19 protein-coding genes, 2 tRNA genes and 1 pseudogene are annotated in these 20,305 nt (G+C 42.6%); 11 read left to right on the top strand and 11 right to left on the bottom strand.

The features are described 5' to 3' along the window. Positions 1-21 precede the first annotated feature (21 nt). Entirely contained in the window at positions 22-1,116 is a 1,095-nt protein-coding gene (locus EO132_RS17700; RefSeq protein ID WP_127139135.1) for a BT_3928 family protein, read from the bottom strand. Beyond that, a complete protein-coding gene (locus EO132_RS17695) occupies positions 1,113-1,655 on the bottom strand; it encodes a DUF1599 domain-containing protein (RefSeq protein WP_127139134.1) in 543 nt (180 codons plus the stop codon). Before EO132_RS17695 ends, EO132_RS17700 begins: the two co-directional genes overlap by 4 nt. Positions 1,656-1,750: 95 nt before the next feature. On the opposite strand from EO132_RS17695, the gene folP reads away from it, so the two are divergent. The 4 genes and pseudogenes from folP to EO132_RS17680 all read left to right on the top strand — a co-directional run bounded on the left by folP (position 1,751) and on the right by EO132_RS17680 (position 4,184). Beyond that, positions 1,751-2,584, top strand: a complete 834-nt coding sequence (gene folP, locus EO132_RS17690; protein ID WP_127139133.1) for a dihydropteroate synthase — start codon at positions 1,751-1,753, stop codon at positions 2,582-2,584. A gap of 44 nt (positions 2,585-2,628) precedes the next feature. Next, on the top strand, positions 2,629-3,417 hold the full coding sequence (cdaA, locus tag EO132_RS17685; protein ID WP_127139132.1) for a diadenylate cyclase CdaA: 789 nt from the start codon (positions 2,629-2,631) through the stop codon (positions 3,415-3,417). Then, positions 3,414-3,668, top strand: a pseudogene (locus EO132_RS19810) (DUF3667 domain-containing protein); the annotation flags it as partial. The gene cdaA and the pseudogene EO132_RS19810, both read left to right, overlap by 4 nt. A gap of 18 nt (positions 3,669-3,686) precedes the next feature. Then, a complete protein-coding gene (locus EO132_RS17680) occupies positions 3,687-4,184 on the top strand; it encodes a hypothetical protein (protein ID WP_235856506.1) in 498 nt (165 codons plus the stop codon). 5 nt (positions 4,185-4,189) lie between these two features. On the opposite strand, the gene EO132_RS17675 is transcribed toward EO132_RS17680, so the two are convergent. Next, a complete protein-coding gene (locus EO132_RS17675) occupies positions 4,190-5,962 on the bottom strand; it encodes an ABC transporter ATP-binding protein (protein ID WP_127139130.1) in 1,773 nt (590 codons plus the stop codon). Continuing rightward, positions 5,946-6,701 carry a tRNA pseudouridine(38-40) synthase TruA gene (gene truA, locus EO132_RS17670; RefSeq protein WP_127139129.1) on the bottom strand — a complete coding sequence of 252 codons (756 nt, stop codon included), beginning with the start codon at positions 6,699-6,701 and terminating at the stop codon, positions 5,946-5,948. Before truA ends, EO132_RS17675 begins: the two co-directional genes overlap by 17 nt. 88 nt (positions 6,702-6,789) lie before the next feature. Here truA and EO132_RS17665 point away from each other — a divergent pair, with 88 nt between their 5' ends. Beyond that, positions 6,790-7,284 carry a metallophosphoesterase family protein gene (locus EO132_RS17665; protein WP_127139128.1) on the top strand — a complete coding sequence of 165 codons (495 nt, stop codon included), beginning with the start codon at positions 6,790-6,792 and terminating at the stop codon, positions 7,282-7,284. A gap of 66 nt (positions 7,285-7,350) precedes the next feature. Here EO132_RS17665 and EO132_RS17660 read toward each other — a convergent pair whose 3' ends face one another. Continuing rightward, positions 7,351-7,761, bottom strand: a complete 411-nt coding sequence (locus EO132_RS17660; protein ID WP_127139127.1) for a DUF4293 domain-containing protein — start codon at positions 7,759-7,761, stop codon at positions 7,351-7,353. A gap of 190 nt (positions 7,762-7,951) precedes the next feature. Between EO132_RS17660 and rho the strand changes: the two genes are divergently transcribed. The 4 genes from rho to EO132_RS17640 all read left to right on the top strand — a co-directional run bounded on the left by rho (position 7,952) and on the right by EO132_RS17640 (position 11,813). Beyond that, positions 7,952-9,565, top strand: coding sequence for a transcription termination factor Rho (gene rho / locus EO132_RS17655; RefSeq protein WP_127139126.1), 1,614 nt, complete (start codon positions 7,952-7,954; stop codon positions 9,563-9,565). A gap of 132 nt (positions 9,566-9,697) precedes the next feature. Then, entirely contained in the window at positions 9,698-10,354 is a 657-nt protein-coding gene (locus EO132_RS17650) for a hypothetical protein (RefSeq protein ID WP_127139125.1), read from the top strand. A 20-nt stretch (positions 10,355-10,374) separates the two neighbouring features. Then, positions 10,375-11,052 (top strand): hypothetical protein, encoded by a 678-nt coding sequence (locus tag EO132_RS17645; protein ID WP_127139124.1) that lies wholly within the window; start codon positions 10,375-10,377, stop codon positions 11,050-11,052. 74 nt (positions 11,053-11,126) lie between these two features. Next, on the top strand, positions 11,127-11,813 hold the full coding sequence (locus tag EO132_RS17640; protein ID WP_127139123.1) for a hypothetical protein: 687 nt from the start codon (positions 11,127-11,129) through the stop codon (positions 11,811-11,813). A gap of 68 nt (positions 11,814-11,881) precedes the next feature. On the opposite strand, the gene rpsT is transcribed toward EO132_RS17640, so the two are convergent. From rpsT to proS, 4 genes are all read right to left on the bottom strand, one after another. Beyond that, positions 11,882-12,133, bottom strand: coding sequence for a 30S ribosomal protein S20 (rpsT, locus tag EO132_RS17635; RefSeq protein ID WP_127139122.1), 252 nt, complete (start codon positions 12,131-12,133; stop codon positions 11,882-11,884). Between the two features lie 35 nt (positions 12,134-12,168). Next, a tRNA-Glu gene (locus tag EO132_RS17630) sits at positions 12,169-12,240 on the bottom strand. A 72-nt stretch (positions 12,241-12,312) separates the two neighbouring features. Further along, positions 12,313-12,384: transfer RNA gene (locus tag EO132_RS17625), tRNA-Glu, on the bottom strand. Between the two features lie 81 nt (positions 12,385-12,465). Then, on the bottom strand, positions 12,466-13,941 hold the full coding sequence (gene proS, locus EO132_RS17620; RefSeq protein ID WP_127139121.1) for a proline--tRNA ligase: 1,476 nt from the start codon (positions 13,939-13,941) through the stop codon (positions 12,466-12,468). A gap of 94 nt (positions 13,942-14,035) precedes the next feature. Here proS and EO132_RS17615 point away from each other — a divergent pair, with 94 nt between their 5' ends. Together EO132_RS17615 and EO132_RS17610 are read left to right on the top strand one after the other, a co-directional pair. Next, on the top strand, positions 14,036-15,358 hold the full coding sequence (locus tag EO132_RS17615; protein ID WP_235856505.1) for a hypothetical protein: 1,323 nt from the start codon (positions 14,036-14,038) through the stop codon (positions 15,356-15,358). A 38-nt stretch (positions 15,359-15,396) separates the two neighbouring features. Then, a complete protein-coding gene (locus tag EO132_RS17610; protein ID WP_127139120.1) occupies positions 15,397-16,899 on the top strand; it encodes an OmpP1/FadL family transporter in 1,503 nt (500 codons plus the stop codon). A gap of 49 nt (positions 16,900-16,948) precedes the next feature. Here EO132_RS17610 and EO132_RS17605 read toward each other — a convergent pair whose 3' ends face one another. Both EO132_RS17605 and EO132_RS17600 read right to left on the bottom strand, forming a co-directional pair. Further along, complete coding sequence (locus EO132_RS17605; protein WP_127139119.1) at positions 16,949-18,385, bottom strand: T9SS type B sorting domain-containing protein; 1,437 nt, start codon at positions 18,383-18,385, stop codon at positions 16,949-16,951. Positions 18,386-18,496: 111 nt separating this feature from the next. After that, positions 18,497-20,299: a T9SS type B sorting domain-containing protein gene (locus EO132_RS17600; RefSeq protein ID WP_127139118.1), complete on the bottom strand. Its 1,803-nt coding sequence runs from the start codon at positions 20,297-20,299 to the stop codon at positions 18,497-18,499. Positions 20,300-20,305 lie beyond the last annotated feature (6 nt).

Genomic DNA, 20,305 nt, shown 5'->3' with positions numbered 1-20,305 from the left:
TTTTTTTCTTTAGTGTTAAGATTAGAAAGTAAGTTCATCAAAATCATTGTAATGTACCTTTTGCCGAATGGTCCCCTCACTGAGCACTAAAATAGCCGGATTGGAACGCACAATAGTCTTCAAAGTTGTTTCATCTGTAAAATAGAACTCAAAATCCAGTCCATAGGTATCGATTATCTTGTTGGCCATATCGTTGCTCGAAGCGGACATGCCTATGACTTTGTAACCTTTTTGTTTTGCCTTGGCAGTTACCTCGGCGACCTCCTCAAAAGCTTCAAGATCACTTTTTGCCATATCGTAAGCAATCACCATTACCAATTTATCCTCTTCCAGCAGTTCGGCGGCATAATCCTGTCCTTCTTGTTCAATGGTAAAATCGTGTATAGGCGGTTCGTACCCGGCTTGTATTTGGGTAGTTTCCACATCCACAAATTCTCCGTCGACGGTGGGATAGTCGCCTTCGGTCACATAAATTTGTTCTTCCCCATCCACCTTAAAACGCCAGGCATACTCATAAATGGGTTTAGGAGCATCTTCGGGAACGGACATTCCCTCTTGTATGTTGGCGCCAATTTTATAGGGCCTAAAATCCACAGATGGTAAATGAGCCAATACGTGATTGGCAAACAAAACACACGCCAACAAGGCCACTCCGCCAACAATCCAATTGGTCTTAGGACTGAACAATGGCGTAATATATTTTCTACCGAAAAACAGTATCAGAATAAATACGAGTAGAATAACATCTTTGGTAAAGGATTCCCATGGTGTCAGTTTGATGGCATCCCCAAAGCACCCACAGTCGGTCACTTTATTGAAATAAGCAGAATAAAAGGTCAAGAAAGTGAAGAACACAATCATGAGCAAAAGGCTCCATACTGTGAATTTGGGTTTAAATCCAATCAAAAGAAGAACTCCCAAAATCACCTCAACTATGACCACAAAAATGGAAATCGCCAATGCAAGTGGTGTTAAAAAAGGAAGATCCAACACACCCGGGCTGAAATATTCTTCCAGTTTAAAGGAAAAACCCATGGGATCGTTCAATTTTATCAGTCCACTGATAATGAACAACACCCCTACAATAATTCTTGATATCCAGACCAAATATTTCATTCTTCTTCTTTTAAATGAATCAATGCAAAAACTGCATAATTAACCATATCCTGATAGTTGGCATCCACGCCTTCACTGACCAAAGTGGCCCCTTGATTGTTCTCGATCTGTTTTACGCGCAGCAACTTTTGCAAAATCAAATCCGTAAGGGAGCTTACCCGCATATCCCTCCAGGCCTCACCATAATCGTGGTTTTTGTCCTCCATGAGCTTCTTGGTCATGGCCACTTGCTCGTCATAAAGTGCAATGGCCTCCTCGGCAGTCAAATCCGGTTGTTCCACCACACCTTTTTCAATCTGTATGAGCGCCATAATGGAATAATTGATAATACCGATGAACTCGGAACGCTCATCTTCGTCCACTTTGCGCACATCGTTCTGTTGAAGGCCACGGATACGCTGTGCCTTTATAAAAATCTGGTCCGTTAGGGAGGGTAACCTAAGGATTCGCCAAGCGGTGCCATAATCCTTGGCTTTCTTTGAAAACAATTCACGACAGGTCTGTATTACCGCATCGTATTGTTGGGAAGTCTGCTGCATGTATTGTTGCTAATTTGCGTAAATTTCGTCCAACTTATCTGTGCCCTAGAGCACTTTGCCAAAGATAATGAAACCCGACAAAGCAAATATTTTTTATGACCATAAACTGTAAAGGCGATCTTGTAGACCTGAAAACGCCCAAAGTAATGGGCATTCTCAACCTTACGCCAGACTCTTTTTTTGATGGCGGAAAGTACAAGGACGAAGCATCCATCCTTGATCAAGTTGAATATATGCTGAGCCATGGGGCCACATTCATCGATATGGGGGCCTACAGTTCCCGACCCGGTGCAGCGCACGTCCCGGAGGATGAAGAACTGAAACGGATGGTTCCCGTTATTGACCTTATCCTTAAAAAGTTTCCCGATACTTTGATTTCCGTGGACACCTTCCGAGGCAAAGTGGCAGAAGAAAGTATTGAACATGGTGCGTCCATCATCAACGATATTGCCGCCGGGAATTTGGACAAGACCATGTTCGACATAGTGTCCAAGCATCAGGTACCGTACATTATGATGCATATGAAGGGCACACCCCAGTCCATGCAAAAAGAAGCAGTGTATGGGAATTTGATCAATGACCTTAGGTATTATTTTTCCGAAAAGATAAAAGAGACCACATCAAAGAAAATAAACGATGTAATCATAGACCCTGGTTTTGGCTTTGCCAAGACAACGGCACAAAACTACACGCTGCTGAATCATCTGGATATGTTCCAAACCTTTGGTTTGCCCATTTTAATCGGTTTGAGCAGAAAGTCCATGATTTACAAGCTCTTGGGGTCATCTGCGAAAGAAGCGTTGAACGGTACAACCGCCCTGCACACGGTAGCGCTATTAAAAGGCGCCAACATTATTCGTGCACATGATGTGAAAGAAGCCTTGGAATGTGTTAAACTTGTGGAGGCTTTAAAAGAGAATGCCCTCTAATTTGAGGTTCTCCTATTTTTGCTAATTTTACAAAAACGCTGCCGTTGGATTTTTTAAATTTTCTCGAATTCAAGATTACGGATGTCATCGACATAGTCCTTGTGGCCGCACTGCTCTATTACATTTACAAACTCGTCAAAGGTACCGTCGCCATTAATATTTTTATTGGCATAGTGATTGTTTGGGCCCTTTGGAAATTGACCGAATTGCTCCAAATGAAAATGATCAGCAGCATGGTCGGGGGGTTTATGAACATTGGTCTTATTGCCCTGATCATCGTTTTCCAACAAGAAATCCGAAAATTCCTTTTGATGATCGGCTCCACCAATTTCGCCTCCAAGCGCAACATTTTCAAGCATTTTAAATTCTTACGGCAAGAGGCCATTTCCACCAGTACCGACGTCGAGGCCATTATCGGTGCTTGTGAGCGCATGGGCACTTCGAAAACCGGTGCCCTGATTGTTATAGAGCGAAACAATTCCTTGGATTTTGTAAAATCCACTGGGGACTCCATGGACATCAAAGTGACCCAGCCCATCTTGGAGAGTATATTTTTCAAGAACAGTCCCTTGCATGACGGTGCCATTGTGATTCAGGATAATTTCATTACCGCAACCCGTGTGATCCTTCCTGTTTCCAACGACCGTAACATTCCTCTTCGCTTTGGACTGCGCCATAGGGCCGCAGTGGGCATCACGGAAAAAACAGATGCCCTATGCTTGGTTGTCAGTGAGGAAACAGGCTCGATATCCTATATCAAAAACGGGGACTTTATCCCCTTTAAAAATAGGGAGGAATTGGTAAAACGCATTAAAAAGGACTTGGAGCAATGAAATGTGCCAATTGTGACAACAGCCTCCGTTCAGATTTCAGCTTTTGTCCCACTTGTGGTGGAAAAGTAATCCGCAACAGATTAACCTTAAAAAATGTTTGGGAAGATATAAGTTACCAAGTTTTCAATTTGGATAACACCTTCCTTAAAACCTTTAGGCATTTGTTCTCTCAACCTCAATCTGTAATCGAAAGCTACAATAGCGGTGTTCGAAAAAGATATATGAACCCTATAAGCTATTTTGCCATTGGAGTTACAATTTCCGGAATAATGTTTTACATACTTCAAGACATCTATGGTGTTAAACTCACGGAAACAAGCTTTGCCAATGAGAACACTCCTAAATTGGATTTTGTTTTTGACTATCAGGGGATTTTGTCATACCTCATCATGCCTTTTTATGCGCTAATGACCTGGGTTTTGTTCTTGGACAAAAAAGCACTCAATTATACAGAACATTTAGTTGCCAACGCATATATAGTAGGACAGGTTACCTTTGTCCAATTTTTGATATGTATACCCTTGTTTGGCTTCTTCGATGTGAGCTACGAACCCGTAAATGGATTGATTCTATTGTTCATGGTGGCCTATCAATTCTATGCTCTAAAAAAGATACATCAAATCAATTTTTTTGAATCTCTGATTCGCGCTTTGGCCTATTTTATAATGCTGATTGTACTGATGATGGGAATTGGCATTTTCATTGCTATAATTGGATTTATAACTGGAGCTATCAAACCAGAAGATTTTTTGCCTCCCCCTCAATAAAATGGTTAAGCCACTTCTTCCGCCAAGAACTGGGCATTATACAAATCGTTGTAATAACCACCTTTTTCCAAAAGCTCTTTGTGGGTTCCAATCTCTATAATTTTCCCTGCATCCATCACGATAATCTTATCCGCCTTTTTGATGGTCGCCAAACGGTGCGCAATAATAATGGAAGTCCGGCCTTCGGTAATCTTATCCGTAGCTTGTTGGATCAATTGTTCGGAATACGTATCCACAGAAGATGTGGCCTCGTCGAGAATCAAGATGCTTGGGTTGCTCACATAGGCACGTAAAAAGGCAATTAATTGACGCTGACCACTGGAAAGCATGGTTCCGCGTTCCTTTACGTTGTATTGATAACCTCCCGGCAAACTTGAAATAAAATCGTGCACCCCGATTTGTTTGGCCGCAGCCTCTATCTCTTCCTCTGAAATCGAGTCATCACGAAGTGAAATATTATGAGCAATGGTATCGGCAAACAAAAAGACATCTTGCAACACAATGGCGATATGTGATCTCAGGGATCGTAATGTATAATCATCCAAGCACACATTATCCACCAAGATTTTTCCTGAATTGATCTCATAGAATCGATTGAGCAGGTTGATGATGGTCGATTTTCCTGCACCCGTCGCACCCACAATGGCAACGGTCTCCCCTGCTTTCACTTGAAACGATATTCCGTGCAGTACCTCTTCATCCGGCACATAGCCAAAATGTACGTCCTTGAATTCAATATCTCCTTTTACGTCCTTTTTCTCGACCTTCCCGTTATCATCAATATGGCTATCGGTATCCAATATCTTGAAGACTCGGTTAGCGGCCACCATTCCCATTTGAAGCGTGTTGAACTTATCTGCAATCTGACGAAGTGGTCGGAACAACAAATCCATCAAGAAAAAGAAAGCCACAATGGCTCCTTTGTTGTCCATACCTACATTTTCAATATTTTGAATCACACCAAAATAAACCACCAAACCTATACCAATGGAGTTGGATATTTCCGCAATGGGGAAGAATATGGAGTTGTACCAAACCGTCTTCAACCAAGCATTTTGATGCTTTTCGTTGATGACACGAAACTTCTCCTTTTCAATCTCTTCCCGGTTGAAGAGTTGAACTATCTTCATTCCCGCAATACGTTCCTGAACAAAGGAGTTGAGATTGGACACTTGCGCCCTCACTTCCACAAATGCCACCTTCATGGCTTGCTGAAACAGTCGGGTAGCAATCAAAATTACCGGCATGATGGCAAATACGATCAATGCCAATTTCCAATTGATGACCACCATGATGATAGCTGCGGACAACATTTTAAGAGCGTCGGCCACAATCATAAAAAATCCTTGACTGAAGATTTCCCCGATTCGCTGCATATCCGCAACGGCCCTCGTTACCAGTACACCTATCGAAGAGTTGTCAAAATAGGTCATTTTAAAACTGGTCATCTTTTCAAAAAGGTTGATACGGATATCCCTGATGACAGACTCGCCCAAAAGGTTCGCATAATAATTGAACAATAACTGAGTGGTTACCTGTCCGAGCAAAAAGGCCAACATCAACAATACATTGTTGAGCAATTGTTCGGCATCCTTGTTCTCCAAAGATCGGTTGATGATTTCCTTGACCAACAATGGAATCCCGATAGCAAATGCCGCGGACAACACAGCCACGATGGCCACCAACCAAAAAATTCCCCTGTAGGGTCTGGTTCGCGAAAAAACACGTTTGAACAATCTAAAATCGAACGCTTTTCCTACATCATCCTTTTTGCTCATTAAAAATCTCTTTTGGATATGAAACCTTGGTCAAATATAATCCTTTTGCAGGGACGGAGGCACCTGCCTCTCCCCTATCTTTACTTGCAATGACTTGATGGATGCCTTCTGGAGACATTTTTCCCATGCCCACATCCAACAATGTTCCCACCACAGCACGGACCATATTTCGCAAAAATCGGTCTGCGGCAATGGTAAACACCCATTTATCCTCATCAACTTTCCAAAACGCTTCGCGAACATCACAATTGAATGTTTTCACATCGGTATTGGATTTGGAAAAACACTCAAAGTCCGTGTAGTCCAATAGTATTTTAGCTGCCTGATTCATCGCGTCCACATCCAGTGGCTGCTTTATAAAATGGGCGCAATCGAACAAAAAAGGGTCTTTTTCCTTAACCAACCAATATTCGTAGGTGCGTTCCACTGCATCAAAACGGGCATGGGCATCATCGGCAACTTGGAATATTCTCTGTATTGCAATATCATCCGGCAAAAAGGCATTCAACCGATATACCAGATCATCAATATCCGATATGGCATCGACATCTAGATGGCAGAACATCTGTTTAGCGTGCACCCCGGCATCGGTCCTTCCAGCACCTACCACCGCCACCTTTTGCCGCAACAATGTGGACAAGGCCTTTTCCAATTCCTCCTGCACTGTAATGGCATTGGGTTGGTTCTGCCATCCGTGATATGCTTTACCGAAATAAGAAAATTGGATAAAATATCTCAATGGGATCCCTTACTTTTAGGTCGATAAAGATAATTCAATCCTTACCAACACAAATCCAACGGATAGTTTTTAGCATATTTTTAGCGAAATGACGAAAATTTTATTGCTTTCGGACACTCACGGCCACATGGACAAAACCATACTAAAGTATGCAGCACAAGCTGATGAAATTTGGCATGCCGGCGATATTGGAAGCTTATCCGTTACCGACCAATTGGAAGCCATAAAACCTGTAAAGGGAGTACATGGCAATATTGATGACCATGTAATCCAAAAAGAGTTTCCAGAAAACAACAGGTTCATGTGTGAAGGGGTCGATGTTTGGATTACCCACATTGGCGGTTACCCCAACAGGTACAATGTCCGCGTTCGGGATGAAATCCGAAGTAACCCGCCCAAGCTGTTCATTTGCGGGCATTCCCATATTTTAAAGGTAATGCATGACAAAAAATTGGGCTTATTGCATATGAATCCAGGCGCATGTGGAAAACATGGTTTCCATCAGATTCGGACGATGTTGCGATTTGTGATTGATGGCGACAAAATCTCAGACCTGGAAGTGATAGAGCTGGGCAAACGATAGCCAAAAACATAAAAACCCCGACCGGAGCCAGGGTTTTTTCGCACTAATACTACTAAGATGTTAGGTTTAACGTAAGCGATCAACAGATTTTACAAGATCTTCATCCTTTTTGATAGCCCTGTTGGCCAGGACAAGAAAAACGATAGAAAATACAGGAATCAGCATCCCAATACCCTTCTCAGAAACCACAGTTTCTCCGGATAAGCTTAGCGATCGATAAACGAAAAATCCTAGTAAAAAAAGGTTCAATATCATATTCAATCTGTTTACCACAAATTGATTTTGTCGCTTCTTGTACATTAAAATCGATACCACGGCAAGCACGGTAGCCACATAAAAGACGAGGCTTACCACAACTTGATCTTGGGCAAAAACTTCTTTGCCCCCAACTTCTACCCACAGATTCAGAAAGAACGGAAGTATGCCTGAAATAAGGCCTACTATGAGTAAAAATAACGTTTGTATCCGCTGAATCATTGTTCAAATCGATTTGGAATCGCAAAAATAGGTGTCTTTTTGATAAATAAGGCCTTATTCTTGAAAAATTATTTGTAATATTGTCTCGTTATTAGCAAGCACCTACCTAGGAAATCTTTCTCCAGTAGCATCCATAAATAACTTTACTTCAAATTTAGAATCACACAAGTTTAACTTATTCCATTACTTAATGTTCGAGATTTCAGATCTAAAAGCTAAAAAGCTTCCTGAGTTGCAAGAAATTGCAAAGGGTCTAAATGTTCCCAAATTCAAATCATTGAAAAAACTAGACCTGGTTTACCAAATATTGGACGTTCAGGCCTCCAACCCAAAAGCTGTTGCGGAAACCGTTTCAGCTACCACCGACGAAAAGCCAGCCCCAAAACCAAGAAAACCCAGAACGCCACGCCCAAAGGCTGCGGATACCAAAAAAACTGAAGGGGATGCTCCTAAAAAAGCACCTCAAAAAAGAGAGCCTAGAGCTAAAAAAGAGGAAACCAAACCACAAGCTAAGCCTCAAAAAAGGGATGACAAATCGCAAGACAACAAATCCCAAGGCAGCAACAACTCTCAAAAAAACCAAAATAACAATAGGAGAAACAACCAACACAACAAGTCGCACCACGACAAAAAGAACAGCAATTTTGACAAGGACCTGAAAAACAGGTACAAAGAACCTGAATATGAGTTCGACAGCATTATTGAAAGTGAGGGTGTGTTGGACGTTATGCAGGATGGTTACGGATTCCTAAGATCATCCGATTACAACTATCTTTCTTCTCCTGACGATATATATGTATCCCAATCACAGATCAGATTGTTCGGACTTAAGTCCGGTGATACCGTTTTGGGCAATATTCGACCTCCCAAAGAGGGCGAAAAGTATTTCCCACTGATTAAGGTAAACAAAATCAATGGATTGGACCCTCAAGTGGTTCGTGACAGAGTAGCTTTTGAGCACCTTACCCCATTGTTTCCAAAGGAAAAGTTCAAGTTGGCGGAAAAACAAAGTACCATTTCCACAAGAATCATGGATTTGTTCTCTCCTATCGGGAAAGGACAAAGGGGCATGATCGTATCCCAGCCGAAAACGGGTAAAACCATGTTGTTGAAGGATATCGCCAACGCTATCGCAGCCAACCACCCAGAGGTATATCAAATCATCCTATTGATTGATGAGCGCCCTGAAGAGGTTACCGATATGCAGCGTAACGTACGTGGCGAAGTGGTTGCCTCAACTTTTGATAAGGAAGCAACCGAGCATGTAAGAGTGGCCAACATTGTATTGGAAAAAGCTAAAAGATTGGTGGAATGCGGGCACGATGTAGTGATTCTATTGGATTCCATTACCCGTTTGGCCCGTGCCTATAACACTGTACAACCCGCTTCTGGCAAAGTACTGAGTGGTGGTGTGGATGCCAATGCATTGCACAAACCAAAACGTTTCTTTGGTGCGGCACGTAACATTGAAAATGGAGGTTCGCTTTCCATTATCGCTACAGCATTGACAGAAACAGGTTCCAAAATGGATGAAGTTATCTTTGAGGAATTCAAGGGTACCGGTAACATGGAACTTCAGTTGGATAGAAGGATTTCCAACAGAAGAATTTTCCCTGCCATTGACCTGATTTCTTCCTCAACACGAAGAGACGATTTGTTGTTGGATGAAAACACCATTCAACGTATGTGGATTATGCGCAAGTATTTGGCCGACATGAACCCCGTGGAAGCCATGGAATTCATGGAGCAACGCATAAAGCAAACCAAGAACAACGAGGAATTTTTGCTTACCATGAACGAGTAAAAATTCACTACACTCTATACCATAAGATTACGGGCCCTTCAATATTTTGAAGGGCTTTTTGTTGAGTCAATTTATAGAAAAGACATATCTTTATTTCGGTTTCCCCAAAACTAAACCATAAACACCTTAACTATGAAAAACAACAGAAAAGCAGTAATTGCTTTTTTTGGGGCCTCATTTTTGCTACTCGGGGCTTGCCAGCAAGGACCAAAAAAAGAAGAACCTACCGAACCTGGACAAGAAGAAGTGAAACCCCCAGAAGGTATCATTTCGTTGGAAGAGTCCAAATCACTCTACGACAACTACACAAAAAATAGGGTGGATATGATTCGACAGTTTGAAGAAACTGAACGCAATCCAGATGAAAAATTCATTCCTTCCCGATTTACCTCTTTCAGTTTTGACAAAATAAAGAATTACACCGCCTATGTCGAGCAAGAAGCCAAGAAGGCTGGAGTGAAAATAGCTTCTTTCCGCCTATACTTTGCAAATTACCCTGACAAACCAGACTTTCCCGATGGAAAAAAAATAGTACATCCAAGACAAAACTCTATTTTTATCGTACCCACAATGATGGTTGATGGAGAGGAATATGGGTTTTACATCGACGCCGATGGCAAAGCCAAATTAATCAAAGATGCTGTTGGTAGTTCTGAAGTAGGCACAAGTGAAGAGAAAAACATGTCCAGTGCAAGTTTTGCCCCGGCTGTATTCGCTGGCGGCGATGAGAGTTTAATTTTAAACAAAGGCAATTCCTCACCACCACCTAATGGTGATTATGGAGGTTAAATCTTAGGGCAATCGAGGACTTGGTCACTTTTATCAAAGAGCAATTTTTCCTTTTTACCTATTTGGTAACCTGGATAATATCGGTATTGACGTATCGAAAGTATTTTGACACTACGTTGAAATTTTTCCCAATCTTCATTGCCTATACGTTTTTTACCGACTTGTTGGGATATTTCATCAAGTTCGATAATAGCTTTCAGTTTTTTTCAGAGGGCAAATACGCATCGCTCAACATTGTGATCTACAACATATACCAATTTGCTGCCTATCTGTTTTTCTATTGGGTGTACTACAAAACCCTGCAAAGGCCCAAGCACAAACAATGGGTGAAATACGGGACATTGATTACCTTAGTGGCCTATGTGGCAAACATGATTTTCCAAAACCCATTGTACAGAGGGTTGTACTATGCGGAACTTATAGGGTCTTGGACACTATTGGCTTGTATCCTATTTTATTTCCAAGAAAAGAAAAGAGAACCCTCCTCTTACCCACAATGGAAAAACATGCTTTTTTGGATAAGTATAGGCTCCTTTATTTTTTACTTGGTAACCCCGTATATTTTCTTGTTGGGGTCCATAGATGACCATGTTTGGTATGAGTATCATTTTCAGAAAATATTGTTTGTACTCATAGCTATTATGTATGGCTTTTACATGCTTGGGCTTTTATTGGGACAAAGAAAGGCATATCGATAAATCAACTTATAAAGCCTCCATTTTGGAGGCTTTTTGTTATTTTAACCTTTCAAAATTAGCCCCCCCACTCAACGATGGAAGAGTTTTATACATTTATTAGCGAGCAGTACATTCTTCCATTTTATCTTATCGTTTGGATTGTGTCCATGGCGAAATACAGCACCTATTTTGATACTCCCCTTAAATTCTACCCCGTATACCTGATGTATACTTTTTTGAATGAACTACTGGGTTATTTCATCAAATATTTCGATGAATTCCAAGTAGTGGACATTGAACAATATAGGCAGTACAACGTGATAATATTCAACATCTATTCCGTGATTTCATTTTTGTTCCTGTATTACATCTATTGGAGAATGGTTCAAACCAAAAAACATAAAAAATGGATACAAATCGGGGCCACGATAAGTCTGTTGAGCTATGCGATAAGCCTGTTTTTTCAAAGCGCATTATACAGCAATCTGTACTATGCTGATATGATCGCTTCCTTTATTTTACTTTTCAACATATGGCTTTATTTCAAAGAAAAAAAGAGCGACCCCAACCCTTACCCAAACAAACATAACCTTATGTATTGGTTGAGTCTGGGATTAATCATCTTTTATTCGATTTTCCCCATCTTGTTCTGGGTCGGGTATGAAGCACCGAAAATTTGGGTAAATTATCATTTTAGGACCATATTACGAATTTTGATTCTGATTTTGTACGGGTCCTTTCTTGTGGGAGTACTGGTCCATAGACGCAGGGCCTTCGGATAAAAAAATTGATACAAATAAAAACGCCCCCATTTTGGAGGCGTTCTAAAATATTGTCGATTGGACATGGTTTACATTGCTGCAACCTGTGTCATCAATTTGCTCTTAAGGTTAGCTGCCTTATTGCTATGAATGATGTTTTTCTTAGCCAATTTATCAATCATACCAACTACAGTGGGCAACAAAGCTTCAGCAGCTTTTTTGTCTTCCTCGCTACGCAATTTTTTGATGGCATTACGCACGGTTTTGTGCTGATACCTGTTACGCAAACGTACTGCTTCGTTTCTTCTGATTCTCTTTAATGCTGACTTATGGTTTGCCATTGCTTAAATTTAATTCTTTCTAAATCCTTTCTTTGTAGCCCGTAGGGGAATCGAACCCCTGTTACCAGGATGAAAACCTGGCGTCCTAACCCCTAGACGAACGGGCCATTATTTCAATTTCAAAGTTTAAACGTCCTACAATCCTAAAATTAGCAAATTTCTGCTTAAACCTTGCTCTGTAGCCCGTAGGGGAATCGAACCCCTGTTACCAGGATGAAAACCTGGCGTCCTAACCCCTAGACGAACGGGCCATTATGCTTGCATAATTGCGGATGCAAAAATACAACTATTTTTAAGTCTTGCAACAGTATTTTTTATTTTTTGCACGCTGTTTAGTAGGCCTTTGCAAACAAGACCCTGCGAAGGGACGGTTTTCCCGTTACAATACACTTACCTTCTTCGCTCTCTACATCCAAAGGAATACAGCGAATAGTGGCCTTGGTCTCTTCTTTTATCCTATCCTCGGTCTCCACGGTGCCGTCCCAGTGCGCTGAAACAAAACCGCCTTTTCCCTCGATGACTTTTTTAAACTCATCATAGGAATCCACCTCGGTAATGTGGTCTTTTCTATAATCCAGTGCTTTTTGAAAAATATTTTTCTGGATTTCATCCATCAGGGACACCACTTTGTCCACTACTTCTTCAGCTTTCACGATTTCCTTGGTCAAAGTATCCCTTCGGGCAACCTCAAAGGTACCATTGGCCAAATCGCGCTGACCTACCGCCAAACGCACAGGAACGCCCTTCAACTCATACTCATTGAATTTAAAGCCGGGCTTGTGTGTGTCCCGGGTATCATATTTGACGGTAATGCCCTTATCCCGTAATTCCCTTACCAATGGCTCCACCTTCTCCGAAATGGCATCCAATTGTTCCAATCCTTTGTAAATAGGTACGATTACCACTTGAATAGGCGCTAATTGAGGAGGCAATACCAACCCATTATCATCGCTGTGGGTCATGACCAGGGCTCCCATCAATCTGGTGGAAACACCCCAAGAAGTTGCCCAAACGTACTCTTGTTGACCTTCTTTATTGGCGAACTTCACATCAAAGGCCTTTGCAAAATTCTGTCCCAAAAAATGGGAAGTACCCGCCTGCAACGCCTTACCATCCTGCATCAAGGCTTCAATACAATAGGTCTCCTCTGCCCCAGCAAATCGCTCGCTTTCCGTCTTGGTTCCTTTGATTACCGGAACTCCCATATATTTTTCAGCGAAATCAGCATAAACATTCATCATGAGCTCTGCCTCTTCCAGAGCCTCCTCCCGGGTGGTATGCGCCGTATGTCCTTCTTGCCATAAAAACTCAGCGGTCCTTAAAAACAAACGGGTTCGCATCTCCCAACGTACCACATTGGCCCATTGATTGATTTTTAGCGGCAAATCCCTGTAGGATTGCACCCATTTTCTAAAAGTGTCCCAAATAATGGTTTCGGAAGTTGGACGAACAATGAGTTCCTCCTCAAGCTTTGCGTTTTCATCCACAACGATACCGCTACCATCCTCCGCATTCTTCAATCGATAATGGGTAACGACCGCACACTCCTTGGCAAACCCTTCTACATGGCTTGCCTCTTTACTCAGGTACGATTTGGGTATGAACAAGGGGAAATAGGCATTCTCGTGCCCTGTTTCTTTGAACATTTTATCCAATTGCCCCTGCATTTTTTCCCATATGGCATAGCCGTAAGGCTTGATGACCATACAACCCCTAACACCCGAGTTTTCAGCTAAATCCGACTTTACAACCAGTTCGTTATACCATTTGGAATAATCTTCCGCTCTACTCGTTAAATTTTTACCCATCTATTTTAGTTTGGCACAAAACTTGTGACTTTAATCATGATATGATTGGGTAAAACTAATTATTTTTAGTATGTTCAACAATAAAAATTGCGCCATGTTACAGTCTTTACTTCACAATAAATTACGAACCGCCTCCATATTGATGGTAAGCACCCTCTTTATGGTTTCTTGTGGTTCTTATCAACAAGCTTCCTATTACGGTGATGGCATATATTCTGCCAACGATCGTGTTCTTAGTGTTGAAAAGAAAAATGCCGAAGCCCTAAGAATCGAAGAGCAAGAAAGCAATATCTACAAGGATTATTTTGGCGAAAAGGCAAATGAATATGGCGAGATATTGAACAGTGAGGTCTTTACCGACATTGACAGCTATTCCAGTCAAATGCAAAATGACACCATTCCTTATGGCGAGCAAACGGATTACTTTGCTTATAACAATAATTACAATGGAAACCCAGGCTGGGGCGACAACCCCACAAGCTTATCCATAAATGTCTACAACAACAGTTGGGGATGGGGCGGCTACTATGGCTGGAACGACCCATGGCTATGGAACGGTGGTTGGGGATGGAACTATCCTTACTACAGTTGGGGATGGGGCTGGAACAACCCATGGAGATATAACCGTTGGGGCTGGGGAGGCAACTTCGGTTGGGGCTACCCATACAATGGCTGGGGCTGGGCTGGATACTACGGCTTCAATCCCTATTATGGATGGGGTGGCTACTACGGAGGTTACTGGAACAACCCATATTACAATAGAGGATACTATGGCAGAAACTATGCTTATATGACAGGTCGAAGAGGGTACTATTCCCGTATCCCAGGAACCACATTGACCTCCAGAACCAGTGGATACTCCAGTAGACTGCTCAGAAACAATAGCGGGCGTTCCAATGCCACACTAAGCCGAAGCAACAATAATTTGGCAAACAGAAGCTCCAGAGGATATAGCAACAGATCCAATGTAAGAAGATCCGTCAGTGCAGATGCCGTTGCCAGAAATAGAAACTATAGAACCAGTAGAACCACACGAACTTCCCCTAATTACAGCGGAAGCTCAAGAACCTACCGTCGTTCATACGGAACAACACCATCAACCAGAAGCAGTCGCAGCTATAACAGAAGCAGTTCACCTTCTTCAAGGAGCTACAGAAGTTCTGGGCAGAGCACAAGGAGCTATCAATCAAGAAGCACCTCGCCAAGTAGAAATTACAGCCGTTCTTCTAGATCAAGCTCGACTAGAAGTTATCGCAGTAGCGGATCTTCAAGAAGCAGTAGATCCAGTAGCGTGAGAAGTTCAGGAAGCAGTTCAAGAAGCTCAGGTGTGAGCAGGTCTTCTGGATCATCCAGATCATCGGGTGCATCCCGCTCTTCCGGAAGCAGAGGAGGTCGAGGTGGTAGAGGCGGCAGATAATAATCCTTTCAATTATTGGTAAATCTAAATCATAAGAAATGAAAAGAATCTTAACTTTCATAATGGTATTGGCATGCACTCTCGCAAGCGCACAAACCATTGATGATGTACTTCGCTATAGCACTGAAAACCTTCAGGGAACTGCAAGATTTCAAGCTATGGGCGGCGCATTTGGAGCTTTGGGCGGCGATTTATCCGCCTTGAACGTTAATCCGGCAGGTTCTGCGGTCTTTAATTTTAGCGAGATATCCATTACCGGTTCCAATTATCATAGAAACAACGATGCCCGCTTTGGTAGCACCTTGAGGAACACCACTTCCAATTCATTGGATTTTAACCAAGTGGGAGGAGTATTCGTATTCAATTCATCGACCGATAGCCCCTGGAAAAAAATTGCATTGGCCATCAATTATGATATGGTACGGAATTTCGACAATGAATTCATCGCATCAGGCAATACCACTGTGGGAATAGACAATTACTTTTTGAACTTTGCGCAAGGAGAACCTTTAGGGCCATTGCGCACACAGCAAGGCGAATATATCGAAGATGCATATTTGGATATCGGGGCCAATCTAGGTTATTCCGCACAACAGGCCTTTCTTGGCTTCCAGGCAGGGATCATTGAACCCGTCGACGATGTTGATGAGAACACCTCCTATTTTTCCAATGCACAGTACAGCAGTGTCAACCAAAGGTTTTTACAGAACACATCCGGGTACAACAGTAAATTCACTCTTAATTTTGCAACACAATATCAAGACGACCTATACTTGGGTGCTTCCGTGAACTTCCACAATGTACTGTATGATAGAATCACGTATCTGGATGAGGAAGGTTACGATGGCGAATCCCCAATCCAATATACCTCCTTTGACAACTTATTGCACACGGAAGGGTACGGTTTCTCCTTTAGTTTGGGAGCCATTGCCAAATTGAACCAATCCATTCGTATCGGAGGTAGTTATCAATCACCAACTTGGTATACTTTGACAGATGACACATCGCAACGAATCAATTCTGATTTGGCGGTTTCCGATATTGATTACATCAATTTTGGCATTGTGAACCTCTACGATGAATACAGAATAAAAACACCTGAAAAATACACGGGTAGCGTGGCATTGGTTTTTGGACAGGATGGACTCATCAGTTTGGATTATTCTTACCAGGATATGTCCAAAGCAGAGCTCAGACCTACCTCTGACCCGAACTTTACAGCAGAAAATGATTATATCGCTGGCACACTAGGCGCGGTGAACTCCTATCGTTTGGGTGGTGAGTACCGTATAGAACAGGTCAGTTTGAGGGCTGGATACCGTTTTGAGGAAAGCCCTTATGCTGATAGTGATTTTGTGGGCGACCTCAATGGATTCTCAGCGGGTGTCGGTTATAATTTCGGTGCCAGTCGTTTGGATTTGGCCTACAGTAGGACCGAACAGGATGTAAACTCCTATTTGTTTGATGGAGGCATCGACAGCTCCGTACTCATCAATAGGATCAACACCAATATATCGCTAGGATACACCTTGAAGTTCTAGAAAAGGAAAATTAAGAATGATAAAGGCTGGGAGTTTCTTCCGGCCTTTTTTATCGTACCAAGGAAAAGTGTCGCCGAACGGATTTGGCCACCAAAACACCCTCGTCATCCCGCTCGTATTCCAATCGGAACCAATAATCGGAAGAAGGCATATCCCTCCCATTAAAGGTACCGTCCCAACCAACGTTGACATCAATTTGCTTTAAAAGCTTACCGTAACGATCAAAAATGTAAACCACGGGGTTGACCAGTTGTTCAACGCCATATACGCTCCAATTATCGTGGACACCATCATTATTGGGCGTAAAGAATTTGGGATAGCCGACCACCAAAAAATTAATAGGTTCCGATGTTCCGCATCCATTTTTATCATTGATCACCACTTGGTTCATTCCCGGGGGAACATCCAAGAAAATAGGGTCATCCTGGAATTCGCCCCCATTGACCGAATACTCATAATTACCATCTCCATCAGGAATAAACTCAACATTATAAGGATCTGTCTGATCACTATTGACAAAATCATCCAAAACATTTACCGTTAAACTGGGAATACCATAATAAGTGATCAAAATATCATCGGTGATTGTTGTTCCAAACGTAGATTCGATGGTAACACGATACCGCCCAGAGTTCGGACTCGAAACTGTCAGTTCCGTAGCACCTGCCCCAGTTGCCAATACTGTTTCGTATGTTCCATCATCATCCGCATCCAATTCCCAAGTTATATCAGCTATACTTGGACCTACGGGCGAATTCAAAGCGGACAACGTAATGTCCGGGTCGCCTTCACAGGCCACAATGTCAAACCCTAAAAATTCATCTCTCAAGGTACAATCCAAGGCATTATCTTGATCCTCATCCACCGAAGAGCCCGTAAAAGTCAACATAAAAGACTCTGGGTCGCCATCAAAATTGGTTTCGTAGTTATTAATAAATAAGTAATAGATTTCCCCTTCCCTAACATTCAACCATTCATCATAGGTGTTTTGGCTCCCTTTTACAAAAGGTGCCCCTTCCCTACCGTCCGCATAGTTTACACCGATTCCAGTATATCCGGTATCATTGTATTCATAATTGCAGCGGATGGGTTGTGCAGTACCGTTCCCCACTATGGTACAGAAATTTTCGTTGGAGGTTTCATCAAAAGGCCCATACAGTGCAAAATCCCATTCTGCAGTAATAACTCCTGTTGGACCCGGTAACGCCTGAATATCAAAACCTATCTGCCCATCTGTTCCCGCCCTAAATACGTACCAACCCGAATTGTTCTCGATATTGGCAGAACTATTGCTTCCTTTTTCCAAACAACCGGTCTGGGTTATCACTTCGGGATCAAAATCATCAATATCGCCACTACCATCCGTGGTACCCATAATGGGTGCATCAGCACATACAGGAATCGCTGTTCTACAATCCGGTGAGTTTTGTGCGCCAACTATTTGAATTAGAAAGAAACAACAGATAGCGCTAAATAGAGCTCTCATAGAGTTTTGGGGCTAATGATTATGCTACTTACATCCTATAACTCACTACATTGCCCGTTTAGTATGTGTTAATCGAAGAAATTTGCCGTTAATCGACAAACGGCCCATTTATTATCGTCGCAACGAAAAATGGCTTTGTAAATACTTGGCGTAAGTCCGGTTGCCATCATCATCAACATAGGATAGTTTGAACCAATAATCGGTGGATGGCAGTGGTTTACCTTGAAAACTTCCGTCCCAACCGGCATCGAACTCGTTCATTTGCTTGATGAGCTTACCATAACGATCGTAAATGGTCACAATGGGCGAGTTTAAGGTAGAAAGCCCCTCAACCTGCCAAGTTTCATTCATTACATCGCCATTGGGCGAGAAAATGGCCAAATACCCAACCACTACAATATCCTCCTCGACCATACCACATCCGTAGGGGTCGCGCATGCTTACCGTATGGACGCCCGGCGGAACGCCTTCAAAAACATTACTTGTTTGAAAATCCACCCCATCCAAGCTAAACTCATACATACCATTGCTCTCCGTGTTGATGGTCACTGTATTGTTGACACTCATATCATCTATATCGACACTTGAAATCCGGGGCATATTGGAAATTTCCACGGATACCGTTCTACTGGCCTGACAAGTCACACCATGGGATTGATGGGTTACCGTCAGTGTATAATCTCCCGCTTCGGCAACCATTATGGAAGGGGTTTGCTCGCCCGTGCTCCATTGATAGGTATAATTTGGATTGGCCTGTATCTCACCGATTTCCATACTTCCTGCCGCTTCACAGAAAACCACTTGCCCCTCAACGCTTAGAACAGGGGTCTCAATGGCATTGAGCACAAAGTTTTGCGATGCATCATAACAATCAGGGTTCGCCAAGGATGTCGTCCTAACATATATGGTCTCTGAGCCTCCTGCCAACACGTATTGCTTTTCCAAGGGATGGACACCCGCATCGGCATCAGCTTGTGAACCATGGTAACTGACCACAAAATCATCAGGGTCCATTCCACCTAAGGCTTCGCTATTTTTACTGTTTAAATCAAAAGTCATATCAACTTCATGACAGAAGGTTTCATCCGCAAGCACACCCGTAATCGGCACTTGATTGAATCCCACTTGCACATCGCTGACAATGCTCTCTGTGGATGTGGTGACCACTACACGGTACTGCCCTGTATTTTGAACATTATATGTAGCACTATTGACACCTGCAATCAATTGATATCCAGTTCCCCCATCGCTGTACCACTCATAATTGATGGCCCCGGAAGTTGTGGCATCCAATTGCACCGTATCGCCTTCACAAACGGCAATGGGCGGGCCCAATAAATTACTCACAATGGAACAATCCAAGGCGGTATTTGGATAATCCACCCAAATGTTTCCGGTAAACTGAATGGAAAATCCAGAATTCACATTACTGAAATTATTGATGAAAAGATAGTAATCCTCTCCAGCCTCTACTTGGAGCCAGTCCTCGTAGTGCACTGAATCCTCATCACCCGTAGGGTCTTCCCCTACCCCGATGAAGCTTGTATTCTCGCTATTGTCAAAAAAGTTGCATCGGACAGGTTCGCCCAAATCGTTGCAATCACTGGCGCGATACAGGGCAAAATCCCAATCCTCATTACCATTGTGACCTATGTTGAACCCCAATTGTCCCGCTTCGGCCGTTCTAAAACGATACCAGGCAGAGTTGGATTCTATGGCGCCTGTAGTGGTCTGCTCCAAACAACCACTGGAAGCCGCCCCATAAAAATCATCGGAACCAAAACCATTGGTACCACCGTTGATGGGTGTATTACTACAAATTGGAATAGCATCCACACAATCCGGCACTACCTGTGCCTGTGCGGCTTGCCAAAACAATAGTACAAATAAGGTCTTTAAAGAGAGTTTAAACATAAAAGA

The organism is Flagellimonas oceanensis (genome assembly GCF_003992595.1).
GTDB classification, from domain to species: domain Bacteria; phylum Bacteroidota; class Bacteroidia; order Flavobacteriales; family Flavobacteriaceae; genus Flagellimonas; species Flagellimonas oceanensis.
Note: the sequence above shows the minus strand (reverse complement) of the source record. Positions and strands in the feature narration are given on the sequence as shown.

Coding starts and splice junctions, on each gene's coding strand:
- EO132_RS17700 (WP_127139135.1), bottom strand. CDS start 1,116: ATGAAATATTTGGTCTGGATATCAAGAATTATTGTAGGGGTGTTGTTC.
- rpsT (WP_127139122.1), bottom strand. CDS start 12,133: ATGGCAAACCATAAGTCAGCATTAAAGAGAATCAGAAGAAACGAAGCA.
- EO132_RS17675 (WP_127139130.1), bottom strand. CDS start 5,962: ATGAGCAAAAAGGATGATGTAGGAAAAGCGTTCGATTTTAGATTGTTC.
- rho (WP_127139126.1), top strand. CDS start 7,952: ATGTTCGAGATTTCAGATCTAAAAGCTAAAAAGCTTCCTGAGTTGCAA.
- EO132_RS17680 (WP_235856506.1), top strand. CDS start 3,687: ATGTTTTACATACTTCAAGACATCTATGGTGTTAAACTCACGGAAACA.
- EO132_RS17610 (WP_127139120.1), top strand. CDS start 15,397: ATGAAAAGAATCTTAACTTTCATAATGGTATTGGCATGCACTCTCGCA.
- folP (WP_127139133.1), top strand. CDS start 1,751: ATGACCATAAACTGTAAAGGCGATCTTGTAGACCTGAAAACGCCCAAA.
- EO132_RS17695 (WP_127139134.1), bottom strand. CDS start 1,655: ATGCAGCAGACTTCCCAACAATACGATGCGGTAATACAGACCTGTCGT.
- EO132_RS17660 (WP_127139127.1), bottom strand. CDS start 7,761: ATGATTCAGCGGATACAAACGTTATTTTTACTCATAGTAGGCCTTATT.
- EO132_RS17665 (WP_127139128.1), top strand. CDS start 6,790: ATGACGAAAATTTTATTGCTTTCGGACACTCACGGCCACATGGACAAA.
- EO132_RS17640 (WP_127139123.1), top strand. CDS start 11,127: ATGGAAGAGTTTTATACATTTATTAGCGAGCAGTACATTCTTCCATTT.
- EO132_RS17605 (WP_127139119.1), bottom strand. CDS start 18,385: ATGAGAGCTCTATTTAGCGCTATCTGTTGTTTCTTTCTAATTCAAATA.
- EO132_RS17615 (WP_235856505.1), top strand. CDS start 14,036: ATGTTACAGTCTTTACTTCACAATAAATTACGAACCGCCTCCATATTG.
- EO132_RS17600 (WP_127139118.1), bottom strand. CDS start 20,299: ATGTTTAAACTCTCTTTAAAGACCTTATTTGTACTATTGTTTTGGCAA.
- EO132_RS17650 (WP_127139125.1), top strand. CDS start 9,698: ATGAAAAACAACAGAAAAGCAGTAATTGCTTTTTTTGGGGCCTCATTT.
- proS (WP_127139121.1), bottom strand. CDS start 13,941: ATGGGTAAAAATTTAACGAGTAGAGCGGAAGATTATTCCAAATGGTAT.